This window comes from Micromonospora sp. NPDC004336 (assembly GCF_053602615.1).
Map to the genome: position 1 here is coordinate 17,995 of NZ_JBSGDY010000010.1, position 14,995 is coordinate 32,989.

Here is a 14,995-nt window from a genome sequence, read left to right on the forward strand (position 1 = left end):
GCCGGGCCACGGGATTGCCGGGCGCGGGCCTCACACCAGGGACTCGCGCCACTGCCGGTGCAGGGCGGCGTACCGGCCGCCGGCGGCGGCGAGCCGGTCGGGCGGGCCGTCCTCGACGATCCGGCCGGCGTCGAGCACCAGCACCCGGTCGGCCGTCTCCACCGTGGAGAGCCGGTGCGCGATCACGAGGGCGGTGCGGTCCCGCAGGACGGTGCCGAGGGCGCGCTGCACGAGCCGCTCGGTCGGCACGTCCAGCGAGGACGTCGCCTCGTCCAGGATCAGCACCGCCGGGTCGGCCAGGAACGCCCGGGCGAACGCGACGAGCTGCCGCTGGCCGGCGGAGAGCCGACCGCCGCGCCGGTGCACCTCGGTGGCGTACCCGTCGGGGAGGGCCGCGATGAACTCGTGCGCGCCGATCGCCCGCGCGGCTGCCGCCACGGCGTCGTCGTCGGCGCCCGGCCGGCCGAACCGGATGTTCTCCGCGACGGTGCCGCCGAAGAGGTGGGTCTCCTGGGTCACCAGCACCACCGCGCGGCGCAGCTCCGCGTCGGCGACGTCGCGCAGGTCGACGCCGTCGAGGCGGACCGTGCCGGCGGACGGGTCGTGGAACCGGGCCAGCAGCTTCGCCACGGTCGACTTGCCGGCGCCGGTGGGCCCGATCAGGGCCACGGTCTGCCCGGCCGGGACGGCGAGGTCGAGCCCGGCCAGGATCGGCGCGTCCGGCCGGTAGCCGAAGGTGACCGCCCGGAACTCGACCGCCCCCCGCCTCGGCCCCGCCGGCAGCGGCACGGGCCGCGCCGGCTCCGCCACCGACGGCCGCTCGTCGAGCACCCCGGCCAGCTTCTCCAGGGCGGCGGTGGCCGACTGCAACGAGTTGTAGAACTGGCTCAGCTCCTGCATCGGCTCGAAGAACCGCCGCAGGTAGAGCAGGAAGGCCGCCAGCACGCCGACCTCGGTCCTCCCGCCCAGCACCCGCCAACCGCCGTAGCAGAGCACCACCGCCACGGTCACGTTGCCGATCACCTTGATGCCCGGCGAGTACGTCGCCATCAGCCGGAACGCCTGCCGGCTCGCCACCCGGTAGTCGTCGTTGACCGCCGCGAAGATCCGTTGGTTGCGGGGCTCCCGGCGGAACGCCTGCACCGCCCGGATGCCCCGCATCGACTCGACGAAGTGGACGATGACCAGGGCCATCGTCTCCCGGGTGCGCCGCCACGCGTGCGCCGACGCGCGCGCGAACCAGCGCGACAGCCAGAACAGGAACGGGAACGCGAGCAGGGTCGCCGCGGCCAGCGGCAGGTCCAGCCAGAGCAGGATGGCGGCCACCGAGAGGATCGACAGCACCGCCAGCACCAGGCCGTCGATGCCGCCGCCGACCAGCTCCCCGATCGCGTCGAGGTCGCTGGTGAGCCGGGAGACCATCCGGCCCGAGGTGTACCGCTCGTGGAAGGCCACCGACAGGCGCAGGAAGTGCCCGTACACCCGCTGGCGGAGGTCGAGCAGGACGGCCTGGCCGATCCGGGCGGAGAGGGTGAGGAAGCCCCGGCGGGCCGCGTACTCGACGGCGGTGGCGACGGCGAACGCGGCGGCGACCGCCAGCAACGGGCCGGGCTCGCCGGCCCGCAGCGGCGCGATCGCCCGGTCGATGCCGAGCATCACCAGGTACGGCCCGGCCATCGCCGCCGCGTTCTGGCCGAGCAGCAGCGCGACGGCCAGCCCCAGCCGGCGCCGGTGCGGGCGCAGCAGGTCGCGCAGCAGCACGCGGCTGCGGGCCCGGAGCCGGGCCACCGCCTCCGGCGCCGTGTCCTCGGCCCGGCTGCGGTCGGCGTCCGGGTCGGTGGCGATCCCGCGCCACCGGGTGAGGTCGGCCCCGCCGGTCACGACCGCACCAGGCCGCGGTCGTCGGGCGGCGCGGGGGCCGGCTCGGCGGAGAGCACCGCGCGGTACGCCGGCACGTCGGCGAGCAGGTCGGAGTGCCGCCCGACGGCGGTGATCCGACCCCCCTCCAGCAGCGCCACCCGGTCGGCGAGGGCGATCGTGGAGGGCCGGTGCACCACCAGCAGCGCGGTGGCGTCCCGCAGCACCCGCTTCAACGCGGCCTCCACCAGCGCCTCGGTGTGCACGTCGAGCGCGGAGAGCGGGTCGTCCAGCACGAGCAGGGCCGGCCGCCCGAGCACCGCCCGGGCCAGCGCGAGCCGCTGGCGTTGCCCGCCGGAGAGCGACAGCCCCTGCTCGCCGACCCGGGTGGCGAGCCCCCACGGCAGCTCGTACGCGAACTCCGCCTGGGCCAGCGCGAGCGCGGCCCGGACCTCGTCCTCCCCGGCCTCCGGCCGGCCCAGGGTGAGGTTCTCCCACACCGACATGGAGAACAGCGTCGGCTCCTCGAAGGCGACCCCGACCAGCCGGCGCAGCGCGGACAGCCGCAGCTCGCGCAGGTCGTGCCCGTCCAGGGTGATCCGGCCGCCGGTCACCTCGTGCAGCCGGGGCACCAGGGAGAGCAGGGTGCTCTTGCCGCTGCCGGTCGCGCCGACCAGCGCCACGGTCTCGCCCGGCTCGACGGTCAGGTCGACGCCGCGCAGCACCGGCGCCGCGGTCCCCGGGTAGCGGAACGAGACCCCCTCGAAGCGCAGCCGGCCGCGCACCTGGGCGCGGCGCGGGGCGAGGGCGCCCGGGGCGTCCACGATGGCGGGCGGGGTGTCCAGCACGTCGAGGACCCGGTCGGCGGCGGTCGCCGCCTCCTGGCCGTTGGCGATGATCCAGCCCAGCGACTGCACCGGCCAGATCAGCATCAGCTGGAGGCTGACGAACGCGACCAGCTCGCCGATGGTCAGCACGCCACGGGCGGCGGCCGCCGCGCCGGCCACCAGCACCACGCCCAGGGTCAGGTTCGGCACCAGGTCGAGCAGGGCGGAGGTGCGGGCCAGCAGCCGGCCCTTGCCGACCCCGGTGTCGTGCAGCGCCCGGGCGTCGACGGCGAACCGGGCGGCCAGTTCCGGCGCCCGACCGTACGCCTTCATGGTGCGCAGCCCCTGGGCGGTCTCCTCGACCAGCGTGGCCACGTCGCCCTGCTGGTCCTGCATCCGGCGGGACGCGGCGTGGTATTGCCGGGCGAAGCGCCGGGTGATCAGGAACAGTGGGACCGCGCTCGCCGCCACCAGCAGCCCCAGCGCGGGGTGCAGCCGGACCAGCAGCACCACCACGGCCAGGTAGGTCACCAGGTTGAGGACCAGGAAGAAGAGGCCGAAGGAGAGGAAGCGGCGCAGCACCGACAGGTCGCTGGTGATCCGGGACAGCAGCTGCCCCGACTGCCACCGGTCGTGGAAGCCGGCCGGCAGCCGTTGCAGGTGGGCGTAGACGTCGGCGCGGATCGCCGCCTCGATCCGCATCGAGGACGACGACTGCACCCACCGCCGGATGAAGATCAGCAGCGCCTCGACCAGGCCGAGCAGCAGCGCCAGCCCGGCCAGCCGGAGCAGCCCGGCCGGATCCTGGCGGGCCACCGGGCCGTCCACGACCCGCTGCGTGACCAGCGGTACGGCGATGCCGGCCCCGGTGGCGGCGAGCCCGGCCAGCAGCAGCCAGCCGAACTCGGCCGCGTGGGGACGCAGGTAGTGGCGCAGCCGCCAGAGGCCGTGCAGCGGATGCGGGCCGGCCTCGACCCCGGGAGCGGGGTTGCCGTCGCTCGCCGCAGGCACTACCCGACGGTAGCGTCAAACGTGAGTCACGCCGCTGTCAGCTTCCCGTCACGCCCGCTCATGCCCGAGAAGCCACTTCTTCACGTCCAGCCCCCAACGGTAGCCGCCGAGCGTCCCGTCGGTGCGCAGCACCCGGTGGCACGGGACGAAGAGCGCTGCCGCGTTGCGGGCGCAGGCCGCCGCGGCGGCGCGTACGGCCGCGGGACGACCGGCCAGCCCGGCGTAGGCCGTGTAGGTCACCGGGTCGCCCGGCTTCACCTCCCGCAGCACCCGCCAGGCGTGCGCCATGAAGACGCCGTCGGTGTGCTGCTGCACCGGCAGGTCGTCGATCGCGGTCAACTCGCCGCCGAAGTAGGCGGTCACGGCGGCGGTGACCGCCCCCAGGTCCGCCCGGCGCCGCAGGGGCGCCCGCAGCGTCGGGTGCACCAGGGGGAGGAGGTGCTCGGGGTCGCCGGTGAAGCCCGCCGCGCGGACCTGGCCGTCCGGGCCGGCCACGATGCTGAGCGGCCCGATCGGGGTGTCGACGACGGTGCTGTCGTTCATGGTCATGCTGCTCTCCAGAGTCGGATCACCGCGTACGAGCGCCAGGGGCGCCAGCGGTCGGCGTACGCGTCGAGGGTCTTCGGGTCGTCGGGCAGGCCCAGGGCGGCGGCGCCCCGGCGCACCGCCAGGTCGGTGGGGAGGAGGACGTCCGGGTCGCCGAGGGCGCGCATCGCGACGTAGCCCGCCGTCCAGGGGCCGATCCCGGGCAGCGCCAGCAGCCGCCGCACGGTCTCCGTCCGGTCCCCGCCCGGCGCGAGATCGAGCGATCCGTCGGCGACGGCTCCGGCCAGGGCGCGGATTGTGTCCCGGCGCGCCGCCGGCATCCCGAACACCTCGTCCGGCACCCCCAGCACCTCCTCCGCCGTGGGAAAGCCGGCCAGCCACGGCACCGCCGCGTCGGAGCCCTCGGGCGCGGGCGGGCGGAGGTGGGTCAGCAGGCGGGCGATGGTGGTGCGGGCCGAGCGCACGGAGACCTGCTGGCCGACGATCGCGCGCAGGGCCATCTCGAAGCCGTCGACCGAGCGGGGCAGGCGGATCCCCGGCTCGGCGGCGACCGCCCCGGCCAGGGCCGGCTCGGCGGCGAGGGTGCCGTCGACGGCGGTCGGGTCGGCGTCGAGGTCGAGCAGGCGCCGGCAGCGGGCCACCGCCGGAGCCAGGTCACGCATGTCGGTCAGCCGCAGGGTGGCGCTCACGTGCCCGTCCGCCGGGGTCAGGGTCGCCTCGCCCGGGCCGTGCGGCAGCCGCAGGCCCCGGCGGTACGACCCGTCGCGCACCTCCTCGACGCCGGGCAGCGCGCGCAGCGCGAGGAAGTCCAGCAGCGCCCCCGCGTGCAGCGGCGGACGGTACGCGAGCCGCAGCGTGATCGTGCCCGCCCCGCCCGGGGCGTGGCACCGGCCGCGGGCGCTGCGCAGCTCGGACGGGGCCCTGCCGTACACCTCCCGGACCGTGTCGTTGAACTGCCGGACGCTGCCGAAGCCGGCGGCGAACGCGATCTCCGCCATGCCCAGGCCGGTGGTCTCGATCAGCGTGCGGGCGGTCTGCGCGCGTTGCGCCCGGGCCAGCGCGAGGGGGCCGGCGCCCATCTCCGCCCGCAGCATCCGGTGCAGGTGCCGCTCGGTGTAGCCGAGCCGGGCGGCCAGCCCCGGAATCCCGTCCCGGTCGACCACCCCGTCGGCGATCAGCCGCATGGCCCGGGCGACCACGTCGGCCCGGACGTCCCACTGCGGGGAGCCCGGGGCGGCGTCCGGCCGGCACCGGCGGCAGGCGCGCAGCCCCGCGCCCTGGGCCGCCGCGGCCGACGGGAAGAACCGGACGTTCTGCCGCTTCGGCGTCGTCGCCGGGCAGGACGGCCGGCAGTAGATCCCGGTCGAGGTCACGCCGGTGTAGAACCAGCCGTCGAACCGCTGGTCGCGGCTGTCGACGGCCCGGTAGCAGCGCTCGAAGTCCAGTTCCACACCACCGATGATGCCCCTGCCCGGAGCCCCCGGCTCGCGGGAATCGGACGTGGTCGTACCGGTGGGAACGGGACGCCCGGCGCCGAAAGTGTCGGTTGTGGCCGGTACCGTCCGGCCACCAACTCAAGAAGGGGTGCGGCAATGGCGAGCGTGGCGGGTCGGGAAGCGGCGTCGACACGGGACGGGCACCCCCCGCTGGACGGCGCGGTGGTGCAGGGCTTCTACGACCGGATGCGGGCGGTCGCCCCGGCCGCCGTCGGCGCCATCGAGCGGGACCGGGCCGGTGACCCGGGGCGGGCGTTCGGCGACACCGCCTGCGGCCGGCTGGTGCGCTCGCTGGACGCCGACGGGCTCCGGGCGCTGGGCATGTGGGTGCACCACTGGTGCATGCGCTTCTACGACGACGACACCCGGGCGGCGCTGCGCCTGCTCCGGGAGATCGCCGGCCGCCCGGGGCTGGGCTGGACGGCCGACGAGGTGCGCTGGATGCTCCGCGAGTCCTACGCGGCCGGCCCGGCCGCCGAGGCGCGCTTCACGCTGCCGCTCGCCGCCGCCGGGGAGCTGGGCCCGGGCGTCCTGCGGATCGAGCCGGTCGTCCCGCGCCAGCCCGGCCCCCGCGACTGACCGCCGGCGCGGCTGCGCGTTCGGGGCCGACCGCCGGCGTGCCCCGCGTTCGTGGCCGGCGGTCGGCGCGGCAGGATGGGCAGCGCGATCCCAAGGGAAGGACGACCGTGCCCGCCAGCGAACCGACCATCCTCGCCACCAGCATGGGCATCACCGCGCCGCGCCGCGCCGGCGAGCCCCGCCGGGTCAACCCCGTCTTCGACCTCGCCGCCGAGCTGGCCGGGGCCGGGGCCGAGCCGAGGATCTGCTTCCTCAACCAGGCCGAGGGAGACCAGCCGACCACGCTGGCCAGGGTCTACGAGGCGTTCGCCGGCAGCCGGTTCCGGATGTCGCACCTCGCGCTCTTCCCGATGCCGAACGTCGACGACGTCCGCGCCCACCTGCTCGCGCAGGACGTCGTCTGGGTGGGTGGCGGCAGCGTCGCCAACCTCTGCGCGGTGTGGCGGGTGCACGGCCTCGGCGAGATCCTGCGGGAGTGCTGGGAGGCCGGCGTCGTGCTCGGCGGGGTCTCCGCCGGCTCGATCTGCTGGCACGCCGGCGGCGCCACCGACAGCTTCGGCACCACCCTGCGCGGCTTCACCGACGGGCTCGGCTGGCTGCCCTACGGCAACGGCGTGCACTACGACAGCGAGGGCCAGCGCCGGCCGCTGATGCACCGGCTGGTCGGCGACGGCACGCTGCCGACCGCGTACTGCACCGACGACGGCACCGGCCTGCTCTACCGGGGCGCCCGGCTGGTCGAGGCGGTCGCGGACCGCGAGGGCGTCTCCGCGTACGAGGTCAGCCGCGCCGAGGACGGCACCGTCCGGGAGACCCCGATCGCGCCGCGCCTGCTCACCTGAGCCGGCCACCGCTGCCGATCTTGGCACGGTGGCGCCCCTCCGGGGGCCGTTTCGTGCCAAGATCCGGTATTGCCTGACCTGGCGACGACGCACCGCGTGCCGGGGTGGGGCGGCACCGGCGTAAGCTGGCTCGTCGTGAGTCTCACCATCGGCATCGTCGGCCTGCCCAACGTCGGCAAGAGCACCCTGTTCAACGCGCTGACCAAGAACGACGTGCTCGCGGCGAACTACCCGTTCGCGACGATCGAGCCCAACGTCGGCGTCGTCGGGCTGCCCGACGAGCGGCTGCACAAGCTCGCCGAGATCTTCGGCTCGCAGAAGGTGCTGCCCGCCCCCGTGTCGTTCGTCGACATCGCCGGCCTCGTGCGCGGCGCCTCCAAGGGGCAGGGCCGGGGCAACGCGTTCCTGGCCAACATCCGCGACGCCTCGGCGATCTGCCAGGTCGTCCGGGCCTTCTCCGACCCGAACGTGGTGCACGTCGACGGCAAGGTCTCCCCGGCCGACGACATCGAGACGATCAACACCGAGCTGATCCTCGCCGACCTCCAGACGCTGGAGAAGGCGGTGCCGCGGCTGGAGAAGGAGGCGAAGCTCCGCAAGGACCGGGTCGCGGCGGTGACCGCCGCCAAGCAGGCCGTCGAGCTGCTCGACACCGGCGTCACCCTCTACGCGGGCGCCAAGGACGCGGGCATCGAGCTGGAGCACCTGCGCGAGCTGCACCTGCTCACCACGAAGCCCTTCCTCTACGTCTTCAACGTCGACGAGGCCGAGCTGGGCAACGCCGAGTTCCTCGACGAGCTGCGCGCCCTGGTCGCCCCCGCCGAGGCCGTCTTCATGGACGCCAAGATCGAGTCCGAGCTGGTGGACCTGCCCGAGGAGGAGGCCCGCGAGCTGCTGGAGTCGATCGGGCAGCCCGAGCCGGGCCTCGACCAGCTCGTCCGGGTCGGCTTCCGCACGCTCGGGCTCCAGACGTACCTCACCGCCGGCCCCAAGGAGGCGCGGGCCTGGACGATCCCGGTCGGCGCGACCGCGCCGGAGGCCGCCGGGGTGATCCACTCCGACTTCCAGCGCGGATTCATCAAGGCCGAGGTGGTCTCCTACGACGACCTGGTCGCGGCGGGATCGATGGCGGCGGCCAAGGCGGCGGGCAAGGTCCGCATCGAGGGCAAGGAGTACGTGATGCAGGACGGCGACGTGGTGGAGTTCCGCTTCAACGTCTGAGCCCGGCCCGTCTCCGCGTCGGCAGGATGTGCCGGCCGCCCGGCCGCCCGGCCGCCCGGGCGCGAGGTGACGGGATCGGCTACTGCGATGCCGGCGCGGATCGGGCCCGGGTCGTCGGTGGCCGTCATGGCGGGGGCCGGCTCCTCCACGCTTCCGATCCGGAGCGCGGCTCGCTGGCCTACTCGCCCAGCGGGGCGCCGCGCCAGTGCCACTGGTCGAGCCGAGGGCGCCCCGGCAGCTCGATCCGGCCGGTGGCCCAGCGCAGCGCGGCCCACGGGTCGACGTTGGTCAGTTCCCGCGCCGCCTCGGGAAACAGCCGCGCGAGGACCCGCGCGCACACCTCGCGCGGCGGGTCGAGGGCGAGGCCCAGGCCCCGGGCGATGTCGTCACCGTGCAGCAACGCCTCCGCGCACCCCATGGCGGCGAAGCCCTCCGGATCGGCCCGACCGCTGGGGTGGTAGGCCCGGACGTCCGGCCCGGACGCGCGGACGGTGGCCGCCAGGATGCGGCCACCCGCCTCGGCGAACTCCAGCATCTGCTCGGCGGGTGCGTCCTTGTCGGCGGAGGCCATGAAGCACACGAAGCGCCCCTCCGGCCGGGCCACGAGCTGGCCCGCGAACGACAGCAGGCAGTCGCCGATGTGCTCGGCGGTGTGCCAGCAGTCCCACTCCAGACCGTCGGCCGGCGCGGACCAGTCCAGTCCGGTCGCCGGCCGCAGGCAGGCGACGAGGCTGGACAAGGTCGCGTCGAGATCGTCGGCGGTGACCGCCATGTCTTCCCCCAGAGCTCGCGAGGCCGATGCCGCACCGGCCGTTCGCGGCCAGCATGCCCCAAGTCATTCCGCGACCGACGAGCAGGGGAGAGGCACGGTGGTCAGCGGCTGCCGCTCACGTCACTTCGTCCCGGGCGCCGGCACCGCCTTCTCGGCGGCGCGGCTCACCTCTTCCCAGGCCGCCCAGGTCTCCATGCGCCGCTTCGAGATGTCGAAGGCGACGTCGTAGACCATGCTGCCGAGCAGGAGCCGCAGCGGTGGGTCGTCGCTGGCGACCAGCTTCATCACGGCCTCGGCGGCGAGGTGCGGCTCGCTGTCGACCGACCCGTCCGCCCACTGCCTGGCCAGCTCCTCGCGCAGCGAGTCGTAGACGGGGTTCGGGGTGGTCGCCCTGCTGCTGGTGTAGAGGTCAGTCCAGTAGCCGCCCGGCTGGACGATGGTGACCTTGACGCCGAACCCGGCGGCCTCCGCCGCCAGCGCCTCGCTCATGCCCTCCAGGGCGAACTTGCTCGCGCTGTAGAGCCCCGTGCTGGGGAACCCGCCGAGGGCGCCGATGCTGGAGATCTGCACGAGGTGACCGCTGCCCTGGGCCCGCAGGTGCGGCAGGACGGCCTGGCTGACCCAGAGCGCGCCGAAGAAGTTGAGGTCCAGTTGGGCGCGGGCCTCGGCCTCGGTGAACTCCTCGACCATTCCGGAGTGGAGCGACCCGGCGTTGTTCACGACGATGTCGAGCCGGCCGAAGTGCCGGACCGCCCGGTCGACGACGTCGAAGACCGCCGCGCGGTCGGTGACGTCCAGGGGCAGCGCCAGCAGGCTGCCGGGATGCCGGGCGGCGAGGTCGTCGAGCGGCGTCACGTCGCGGGCCGCGCCGGCCACGCGGTCACCGGCGGCGAGCGCGGCCTCCGTAAAGGCGCGACCGAGACCGCGGCTGGCCCCCGTGACGAACCAGACCCGGGACGTGGTGGTGGCTAAGGCTTCCATCAGGGTTTCCTCCCCGTTAGCGAGACGGACCGTCTCGTCTTGCTGATGGAAGTGACTCTACTCGGCTTGGCACGGCTGTCAAGACGGACCGTCTCGTCTTTGCTAGGTTGTCTCCGTGCCCAAGCAGAAGGTCGCCCCGGACTCCAGCCGCCGCAGCGAGACGGCGCGGCGCGCCATCCTCACCGCCGCCCTCGATCTCGTCGGCGAGCTGGGCTACGCGAAGCTCAGCATCGAGGGGATCGCCGCCGCAGCCGGCGTCGGCAAGCAGACCATCTACCGCTGGTGGCCGTCGAAGGGCGCGCTGCTGTTCGACGCCTTCCTCGCCCTCGCCGCGGACGGGCAGGACGAGCAGAGCGTCGCCCTGCCCGACACCGGCGACCTGGCAGCCGACCTGAAGCTGGTCCTGCGGGCCACCGTCGCCGAGCTGAACGAGCCGCGCTACGACCTGCCCATGCGCGCCCTGCACACCGAGGTCGTCCACGACCCCGCGCTGGCCGCCGACTACGCGGAGCGGCTGGACGGGCCCATGCGGGAGATCAAGAAGGCGCGCCTGCGCGCCGCCCAGCGGGCGGGCCAGCTGGCCGAGGACGTCGACCTCGACGTGGCCGTCGACCTGCTGTTCGGGCCGGTGCTCAACCGGTGGCTCCAGCGCACCGGGCCGCTGACCCCCGAGTACGCCGACCAGGTGGTGGACACGGCACTGCGCGGCCTGCGGCCCCGCGACGGGCAGGGCTGACGGGCCGGCGCGCCCACACCCGCCGCCGCTCTTCCGCCGGGTGGTCGTCGCCGCCTCGGCCGGACGCGGACCGGCCCGGGCAACGGCCGGGTCGCCCCCTGCCCGGCCGGGCCGACGGCCGTCACCTCCGCCTCGAGGAGTTCACCGCCCACGCCACCAGGGCGGCGCAGACGCCCAGGCAACCGAGAACGCCGCAGAGCAGTCCGCCGATGGCGAGAAGGCGCAACCCCACGGGCGGCATCCTAGGCGTCCGGCCGGCGGCGGCCGGTCCGGCCCGTGCTCCCGCTGTCACGCCCCCGGGTCCGGGGCATGCCGGTCGCACGGCACGTCGGGGCGTCCCTCGGCTGATCCCCTCAACGGGGGAGACGGATCCCCCGGCCACGGGAGTGGGGCGACCGGCCCGCGTCGCTACGGTCGCAGGCATGGACGATCATGTTCGCGGCCGGAGATGGCCCGCGTACGCCGTGGCGGCGCTGTTCCTCGCGTACGCCGTGGGAAAGGCCGTCTTCGCCGCGGAGGCCCGGCTCGGGTTTCCGGGCGGCCCGGTCGTGTCGGCGGCCGAGCACGAGAGCTACGCCCGCGACGTGATGGACGTGGCCGTCGCGCAGTGGTCGGCGGCGGCGTCCGGGCTGCTGGCCGCCTGCCTCGCCGTCGCCACCGTCACGACGCCGGGGCGCAGGGTGCCGCGCCCCCTGATGCTGCTGGTGCTCGCCGGCATGCTGCTGGCCGGCGGCTCCGGCGCGTTGATCATGGCGGTGGACGGGTTCGTCGGCATCGGTGTGGGCTGGCAGTGGTACCACGGGCTCGTCGGGCTCGTCGCGATCGGGCTGCTCCTGGAGACGATCCGGTCCTATGCGAAGTCGACCAGACGTGTCCCGGCCTGATCGCGCCCGATGGGGCGCGTACGGGGCGGCGGCGTGCGCCACGGCCTACGGGTCGATGAAGCTCGCGCAGGCGCTCGGCGCCAACGCGCTGGCCGACAAGGACCCGCTCCCGCCGGAACTGCGGGAGCGGCTGCTCGCCCGGGACCCGATGTTCGTGGCGAGCCACTGGGCGCTGGCCGCCGCCGCGGCGGTCGGCGTCGTGGTCGCGCTGGCCACCCTGCGCCCGTGGCGGGCCGCCCTGCCGCGCCGCCTGCTGCTCACGGTCGCGTGGACGCTGGGGGCCTTCATGATCGCGCGGTCGATCGGGGTGCTCGGGTTCGGCTTCGTCGGCGACACGCTGCTGCTGACCGGGGTACGCCCGCCGCCGGCCGGGCACGCGGCGCTGGCCCGCGAACTCGCGCGCTGGGATCTGCTGCTGTGGTCGCCGTTCTTCCTGCTCTGGGGGGCGTCGTGGACGGCGGCGGGATGGCGGCTGGGCAGGAGGCGGGCCGCCACCGAGCCCCGGGTAACCGGACCGGCTCAGCCACCGCCCACCTGACCGCGCCGCCACACCTCCCCCTGGACGCCGTGGCGCTCCGCCGCGTACCGCTCCTGCGTGGCGGCCGCGTCGCGCGCGGCGGCGGAGTCCTCAGGGGAGGACAGCCGCCGTCGGTCCCGCCGGCCCACGACGGCGAACGCCAGCGCGGCGAGCACCACGACGATCCCGATGATCACCATTATGGTCTTCACGTGCCAGAGGGTACGGCCTCGGCGCCACCAACGCGGTGGCCGTGCGGGGCCTGGGGGTGCCGACCGGTGGTGGCCGGCGTCGTGCGGCCGACCGAGGAGCGGCCGTGGCTCACCCTCGTCACGTCCGGCATTAGCGACCTGCCGATGAGGGTGCCGGCAGGCGCGGGCGTGAGCCCGTACGCCGAACTGACGATGTCGTTGCCGGCCCACTGGCCGCTGGATTCCGGCCGGTCGGCGACGGGTCCGCGTACTGGCCGGGTGGGGATTCTGAAGGAGACCGCCCGCCTGCCGCACCGGTACGACACCTGGATCGGCGAGTGGCATTCGGTGCCCAACGGCGACCCGGCCGAGCCCTACGCGTCGGACACCCCGTCCGCCGGCGTGGTGGTCACCCCGATGCTCCACTGCCGACCGGAGGCCCGCATCGTCACGACCGACGGTGGTAAGGAAATCTCCCTCCTCGCGCTCGTGCCCCTGCATCCCGCCGAGGTGGAGCTGAAGATGATCCGGGGCACCGCTGCCCTGATCGAGGCGCTGGACGGGGCGGGGGTCAGCGAGCGCCTCGACCCGGCCCGCCCGAGCGCCGTCTGACCGGGCAGCCGTCGACCGCCTACGATCTCGCCATGATCACCCCGCCTCTTCCGCCGGACGCGCTCGCCGGCTATCCCGGCCTGGAGCAGCTCGGCCGGACGGCCACCCGGCTGCACCCGCGCCCCGGGGCGGTCACGGCCGTCGACAGCCACGTCGGCGGGCCACTGCTCTGGCCGGCCGACGAGCCCTGGCCCACCTGCGACACGCCGCACACCGTGCGGGAGGAGGTGCCGATCCCGGTCGAGCTGGCGACCCGGTTGCGGGCGGCGGAACGCGGGCGCCGGCAGCGGCACGTCCTGGCCGAGGGCGAGATGGAGCTGCACGAGGAGATCGCCGCCCTGGTCGGCCCGGGTTTCGTCGGCTGGGGCTCGCGCGACGGCGGCCCGGTCGTCGGCTACCGGTACGTGCCGCGGCCGCACCCCGTACCGAATCCGATGGTCGCGCTGGCGCAGCTGCGCGCGCCGGACGTCCCCGACCTGCCCCGCCCCGGCGGGGCGGACCTGTTGCAGGTGCTGTGGTGCCCGTTCGAGCACCCCGAGGGCCCGTGGGGGCCGACTGTGCAGCTGCGCTGGCGGCGGGAGGCGGAGCTGACCGACCTGCTCGCCGAGCCGCCGCGCGGCGAGGTCGGCGTCGACGGGTACGTGCCACGGCCGTGCCGGCTGCACCCGGAACAGGTCGTCGAGTACCCGTACCCGGAGGAGCTGCCGGCCGACCTGCGGAGGCTGGCGGCGGAGGACGACGACTACGTCGCCACCTTCCTGGCGCCGGGCTGGAAGGTCGGCGGCTACGCCGACTGGAGCCTCACGGACCTGCACCCGACGCCGTGCCCGCGCTGCGCCGGCCCCACCACGCTGGCCCTCGTCGTCGACTCGTCCGAGCGCGGGGCGGAGCGGTGGCGGCCGACGCGGGCCGACGGCGCGCCGGACCCCGACGCCGACGAGCCGACCGGCGTGGTCGTGGGCCGGCACGGCGCGCTGCGCGTCTTCGTGTGCCCGAGCTGCCCGGGCGCGCCGTTCCTGCTCGACCAGCAGTGAGGAGTGACGATGCCGTCGACCAACCCGTGGCTGGCCGCGCCCAGACCCACCGGACGCCTGCCCCGCGAACGGCTGGAGGAACGCATCCTCAACCTGCTGTCGTCGCAGAACATGTGCGTGCTCGCCACCGCCGGCCCGGACGGGCCACTCGCCACGCCGGTGCGGTACCACCCGCTGGGCTTCGCGGTGCTGTTCACCGCCGCGCCGGGGTCGCCGAAGATGCGCAACGTCGCCGCCGACCCGCGGGTGTCGATCGGCGTCTTCGCCCCGCTGGTGGGGCTGGCCAGCAGCCGTGGCGCGCAGATCTTCGGCACGGCCCGGGTGCTCGGGCCGGACGACCCGGAGCGGGCGCACTACTGGTCGGCGTTCCGCTGGGAGAACGAGCACGTCGAGCGGGGCGGCTCGCTCGCCGAGCCGCCCCGCGACACGCTCGTGGTGGTCGAGGCGGAACGCGTCGTCTACACCGAACACTGGCTGCGACGCGAGGGCTTCGCTCCCCGGCAGTTCTGGCGGCGCGAAGGCTGAGGGCTTCCCGTCGGCCCGCCGCAGCTTCTCCGCCCCGCCCTCACCCGCCGCCCGCTCACCCGTCGCCCGCTCGGCGTCGCCCGCTCGGCCTCGCCGCTGACGAGTGGAACACCACGGGTGTCAAAGACGGCCCGTGACACCCATGGTGTTCCACTCGCGGGGCGCGGCGGGTCCTGCCTCGGTGGTCGGCGGGCGTGGTGTGGCGTGCCTGGGTGGTTGGCGGGCGCGGCGGGTCCTGCCTTGGTGGTCGGGGGCGTGGTGCGGCGTACCTTGATGGTCGGCGGGCGTGGTGGGGCGTGCTTCGGTGGCTGGCGGGCGTGCGTCGGCGGCTCGGGCGACCGACGGCCGTGACGGTCCCGGCTTC

The 14,995-nt window shown here is 75.2% G+C and carries 16 protein-coding genes; 9 read left to right on the forward strand and 7 right to left on the reverse strand.

The genetic code is table 11. The annotated features are described in order from the left end of the window. Window positions 1–30: 30 nt before the first annotated feature. The 4 genes from ACWENR_RS04210 to ACWENR_RS04225 are packed head-to-tail and all read right to left on the reverse strand — an operon-like array spanning window position 31 to window position 5,692. A complete protein-coding gene (locus ACWENR_RS04210) occupies window positions 31–1,881 on the reverse strand; it encodes an ABC transporter ATP-binding protein (RefSeq protein WP_452275606.1) in 1,851 nt (616 codons plus the stop codon). Further along, window positions 1,878–3,695, reverse strand: coding sequence for an ABC transporter ATP-binding protein (locus ACWENR_RS04215; protein ID WP_452275607.1), 1,818 nt, complete (start codon window positions 3,693–3,695; stop codon window positions 1,878–1,880). Before ACWENR_RS04215 ends, ACWENR_RS04210 begins: the two co-directional genes overlap by 4 nt. Window positions 3,696–3,743: 48 nt before the next feature. After that, window positions 3,744–4,244, reverse strand: coding sequence for a methylated-DNA--[protein]-cysteine S-methyltransferase (locus ACWENR_RS04220; RefSeq protein ID WP_452275608.1), 501 nt, complete (start codon window positions 4,242–4,244; stop codon window positions 3,744–3,746). Next, window positions 4,241–5,692, reverse strand: a complete 1,452-nt coding sequence (locus tag ACWENR_RS04225) for a DNA-3-methyladenine glycosylase 2 family protein (RefSeq protein WP_452275609.1) — start codon at window positions 5,690–5,692, stop codon at window positions 4,241–4,243. The genes ACWENR_RS04220 and ACWENR_RS04225 overlap by 4 nt, the downstream gene beginning before the upstream one ends. 141 nt (window positions 5,693–5,833) lie before the next feature. Between ACWENR_RS04225 and ACWENR_RS04230 the strand changes: the two genes are divergently transcribed. The 3 genes from ACWENR_RS04230 to ychF all read left to right on the forward strand — a co-directional run bounded on the left by ACWENR_RS04230 (window position 5,834) and on the right by ychF (window position 8,379). Continuing rightward, window positions 5,834–6,316, forward strand: a complete 483-nt coding sequence (locus ACWENR_RS04230) for a hypothetical protein (RefSeq protein ID WP_452275610.1) — start codon at window positions 5,834–5,836, stop codon at window positions 6,314–6,316. 107 nt (window positions 6,317–6,423) lie between these two features. Next, window positions 6,424–7,158 (forward strand): Type 1 glutamine amidotransferase-like domain-containing protein, encoded by a 735-nt coding sequence (locus tag ACWENR_RS04235; protein ID WP_452275611.1) that lies wholly within the window; start codon window positions 6,424–6,426, stop codon window positions 7,156–7,158. Between the two features lie 135 nt (window positions 7,159–7,293). After that, window positions 7,294–8,379: a redox-regulated ATPase YchF gene (gene ychF, locus ACWENR_RS04240; protein WP_452275612.1), complete on the forward strand. Its 1,086-nt coding sequence runs from the start codon at window positions 7,294–7,296 to the stop codon at window positions 8,377–8,379. Window positions 8,380–8,557: 178 nt separating this feature from the next. Here the strand turns inward: ychF and ACWENR_RS04245 are convergent, their stop codons facing one another. Beyond that, complete coding sequence (locus tag ACWENR_RS04245) at window positions 8,558–9,151, reverse strand: hypothetical protein (protein WP_452275613.1); 594 nt, start codon at window positions 9,149–9,151, stop codon at window positions 8,558–8,560. A 120-nt stretch (window positions 9,152–9,271) separates the two neighbouring features. Beyond that, window positions 9,272–10,132 (reverse strand): SDR family oxidoreductase, encoded by an 861-nt coding sequence (locus ACWENR_RS04250; RefSeq protein WP_452275614.1) that lies wholly within the window; start codon window positions 10,130–10,132, stop codon window positions 9,272–9,274. A gap of 115 nt (window positions 10,133–10,247) precedes the next feature. Here ACWENR_RS04250 and ACWENR_RS04255 point away from each other — a divergent pair, with 115 nt between their 5' ends. From ACWENR_RS04255 to ACWENR_RS04265, 3 genes are all read left to right on the forward strand, one after another. After that, a complete protein-coding gene (locus ACWENR_RS04255) occupies window positions 10,248–10,868 on the forward strand; it encodes a TetR/AcrR family transcriptional regulator (protein ID WP_452275615.1) in 621 nt (206 codons plus the stop codon). A gap of 422 nt (window positions 10,869–11,290) precedes the next feature. After that, window positions 11,291–11,752 (forward strand): hypothetical protein, encoded by a 462-nt coding sequence (locus ACWENR_RS04260; protein WP_452275616.1) that lies wholly within the window; start codon window positions 11,291–11,293, stop codon window positions 11,750–11,752. 55 nt (window positions 11,753–11,807) lie between these two features. Further along, the gene (locus tag ACWENR_RS04265; RefSeq protein ID WP_452275617.1) at window positions 11,808–12,290 is read left to right on the forward strand and encodes a DUF3995 domain-containing protein; all 483 of its coding nucleotides are present in this window, start codon (window positions 11,808–11,810) and stop codon (window positions 12,288–12,290) included. Here the strand turns inward: ACWENR_RS04265 and ACWENR_RS04270 are convergent. Further along, entirely contained in the window at window positions 12,272–12,481 is a 210-nt protein-coding gene (locus ACWENR_RS04270; protein WP_452275618.1) for a hypothetical protein, read from the reverse strand. The two genes, ACWENR_RS04265 and ACWENR_RS04270, sit on opposite strands and share 19 nt — an antisense overlap. Window positions 12,482–12,562: 81 nt before the next feature. On the opposite strand from ACWENR_RS04270, the gene ACWENR_RS04275 reads away from it, so the two are divergent. From ACWENR_RS04275 to ACWENR_RS04285, 3 genes are read left to right on the forward strand one after another with little or no spacing between them, the layout of a single operon-like run. Continuing rightward, the gene (locus ACWENR_RS04275) at window positions 12,563–13,072 is read left to right on the forward strand and encodes a suppressor of fused domain protein (protein WP_452275653.1); all 510 of its coding nucleotides are present in this window, start codon (window positions 12,563–12,565) and stop codon (window positions 13,070–13,072) included. Between the two features lie 32 nt (window positions 13,073–13,104). Then, window positions 13,105–14,106 (forward strand): hypothetical protein, encoded by a 1,002-nt coding sequence (locus ACWENR_RS04280; protein ID WP_452275619.1) that lies wholly within the window; start codon window positions 13,105–13,107, stop codon window positions 14,104–14,106. 9 nt (window positions 14,107–14,115) lie between these two features. After that, window positions 14,116–14,631 (forward strand): pyridoxamine 5'-phosphate oxidase family protein, encoded by a 516-nt coding sequence (locus tag ACWENR_RS04285; RefSeq protein WP_452275620.1) that lies wholly within the window; start codon window positions 14,116–14,118, stop codon window positions 14,629–14,631. Window positions 14,632–14,995: the final 364 nt, after the last annotated feature.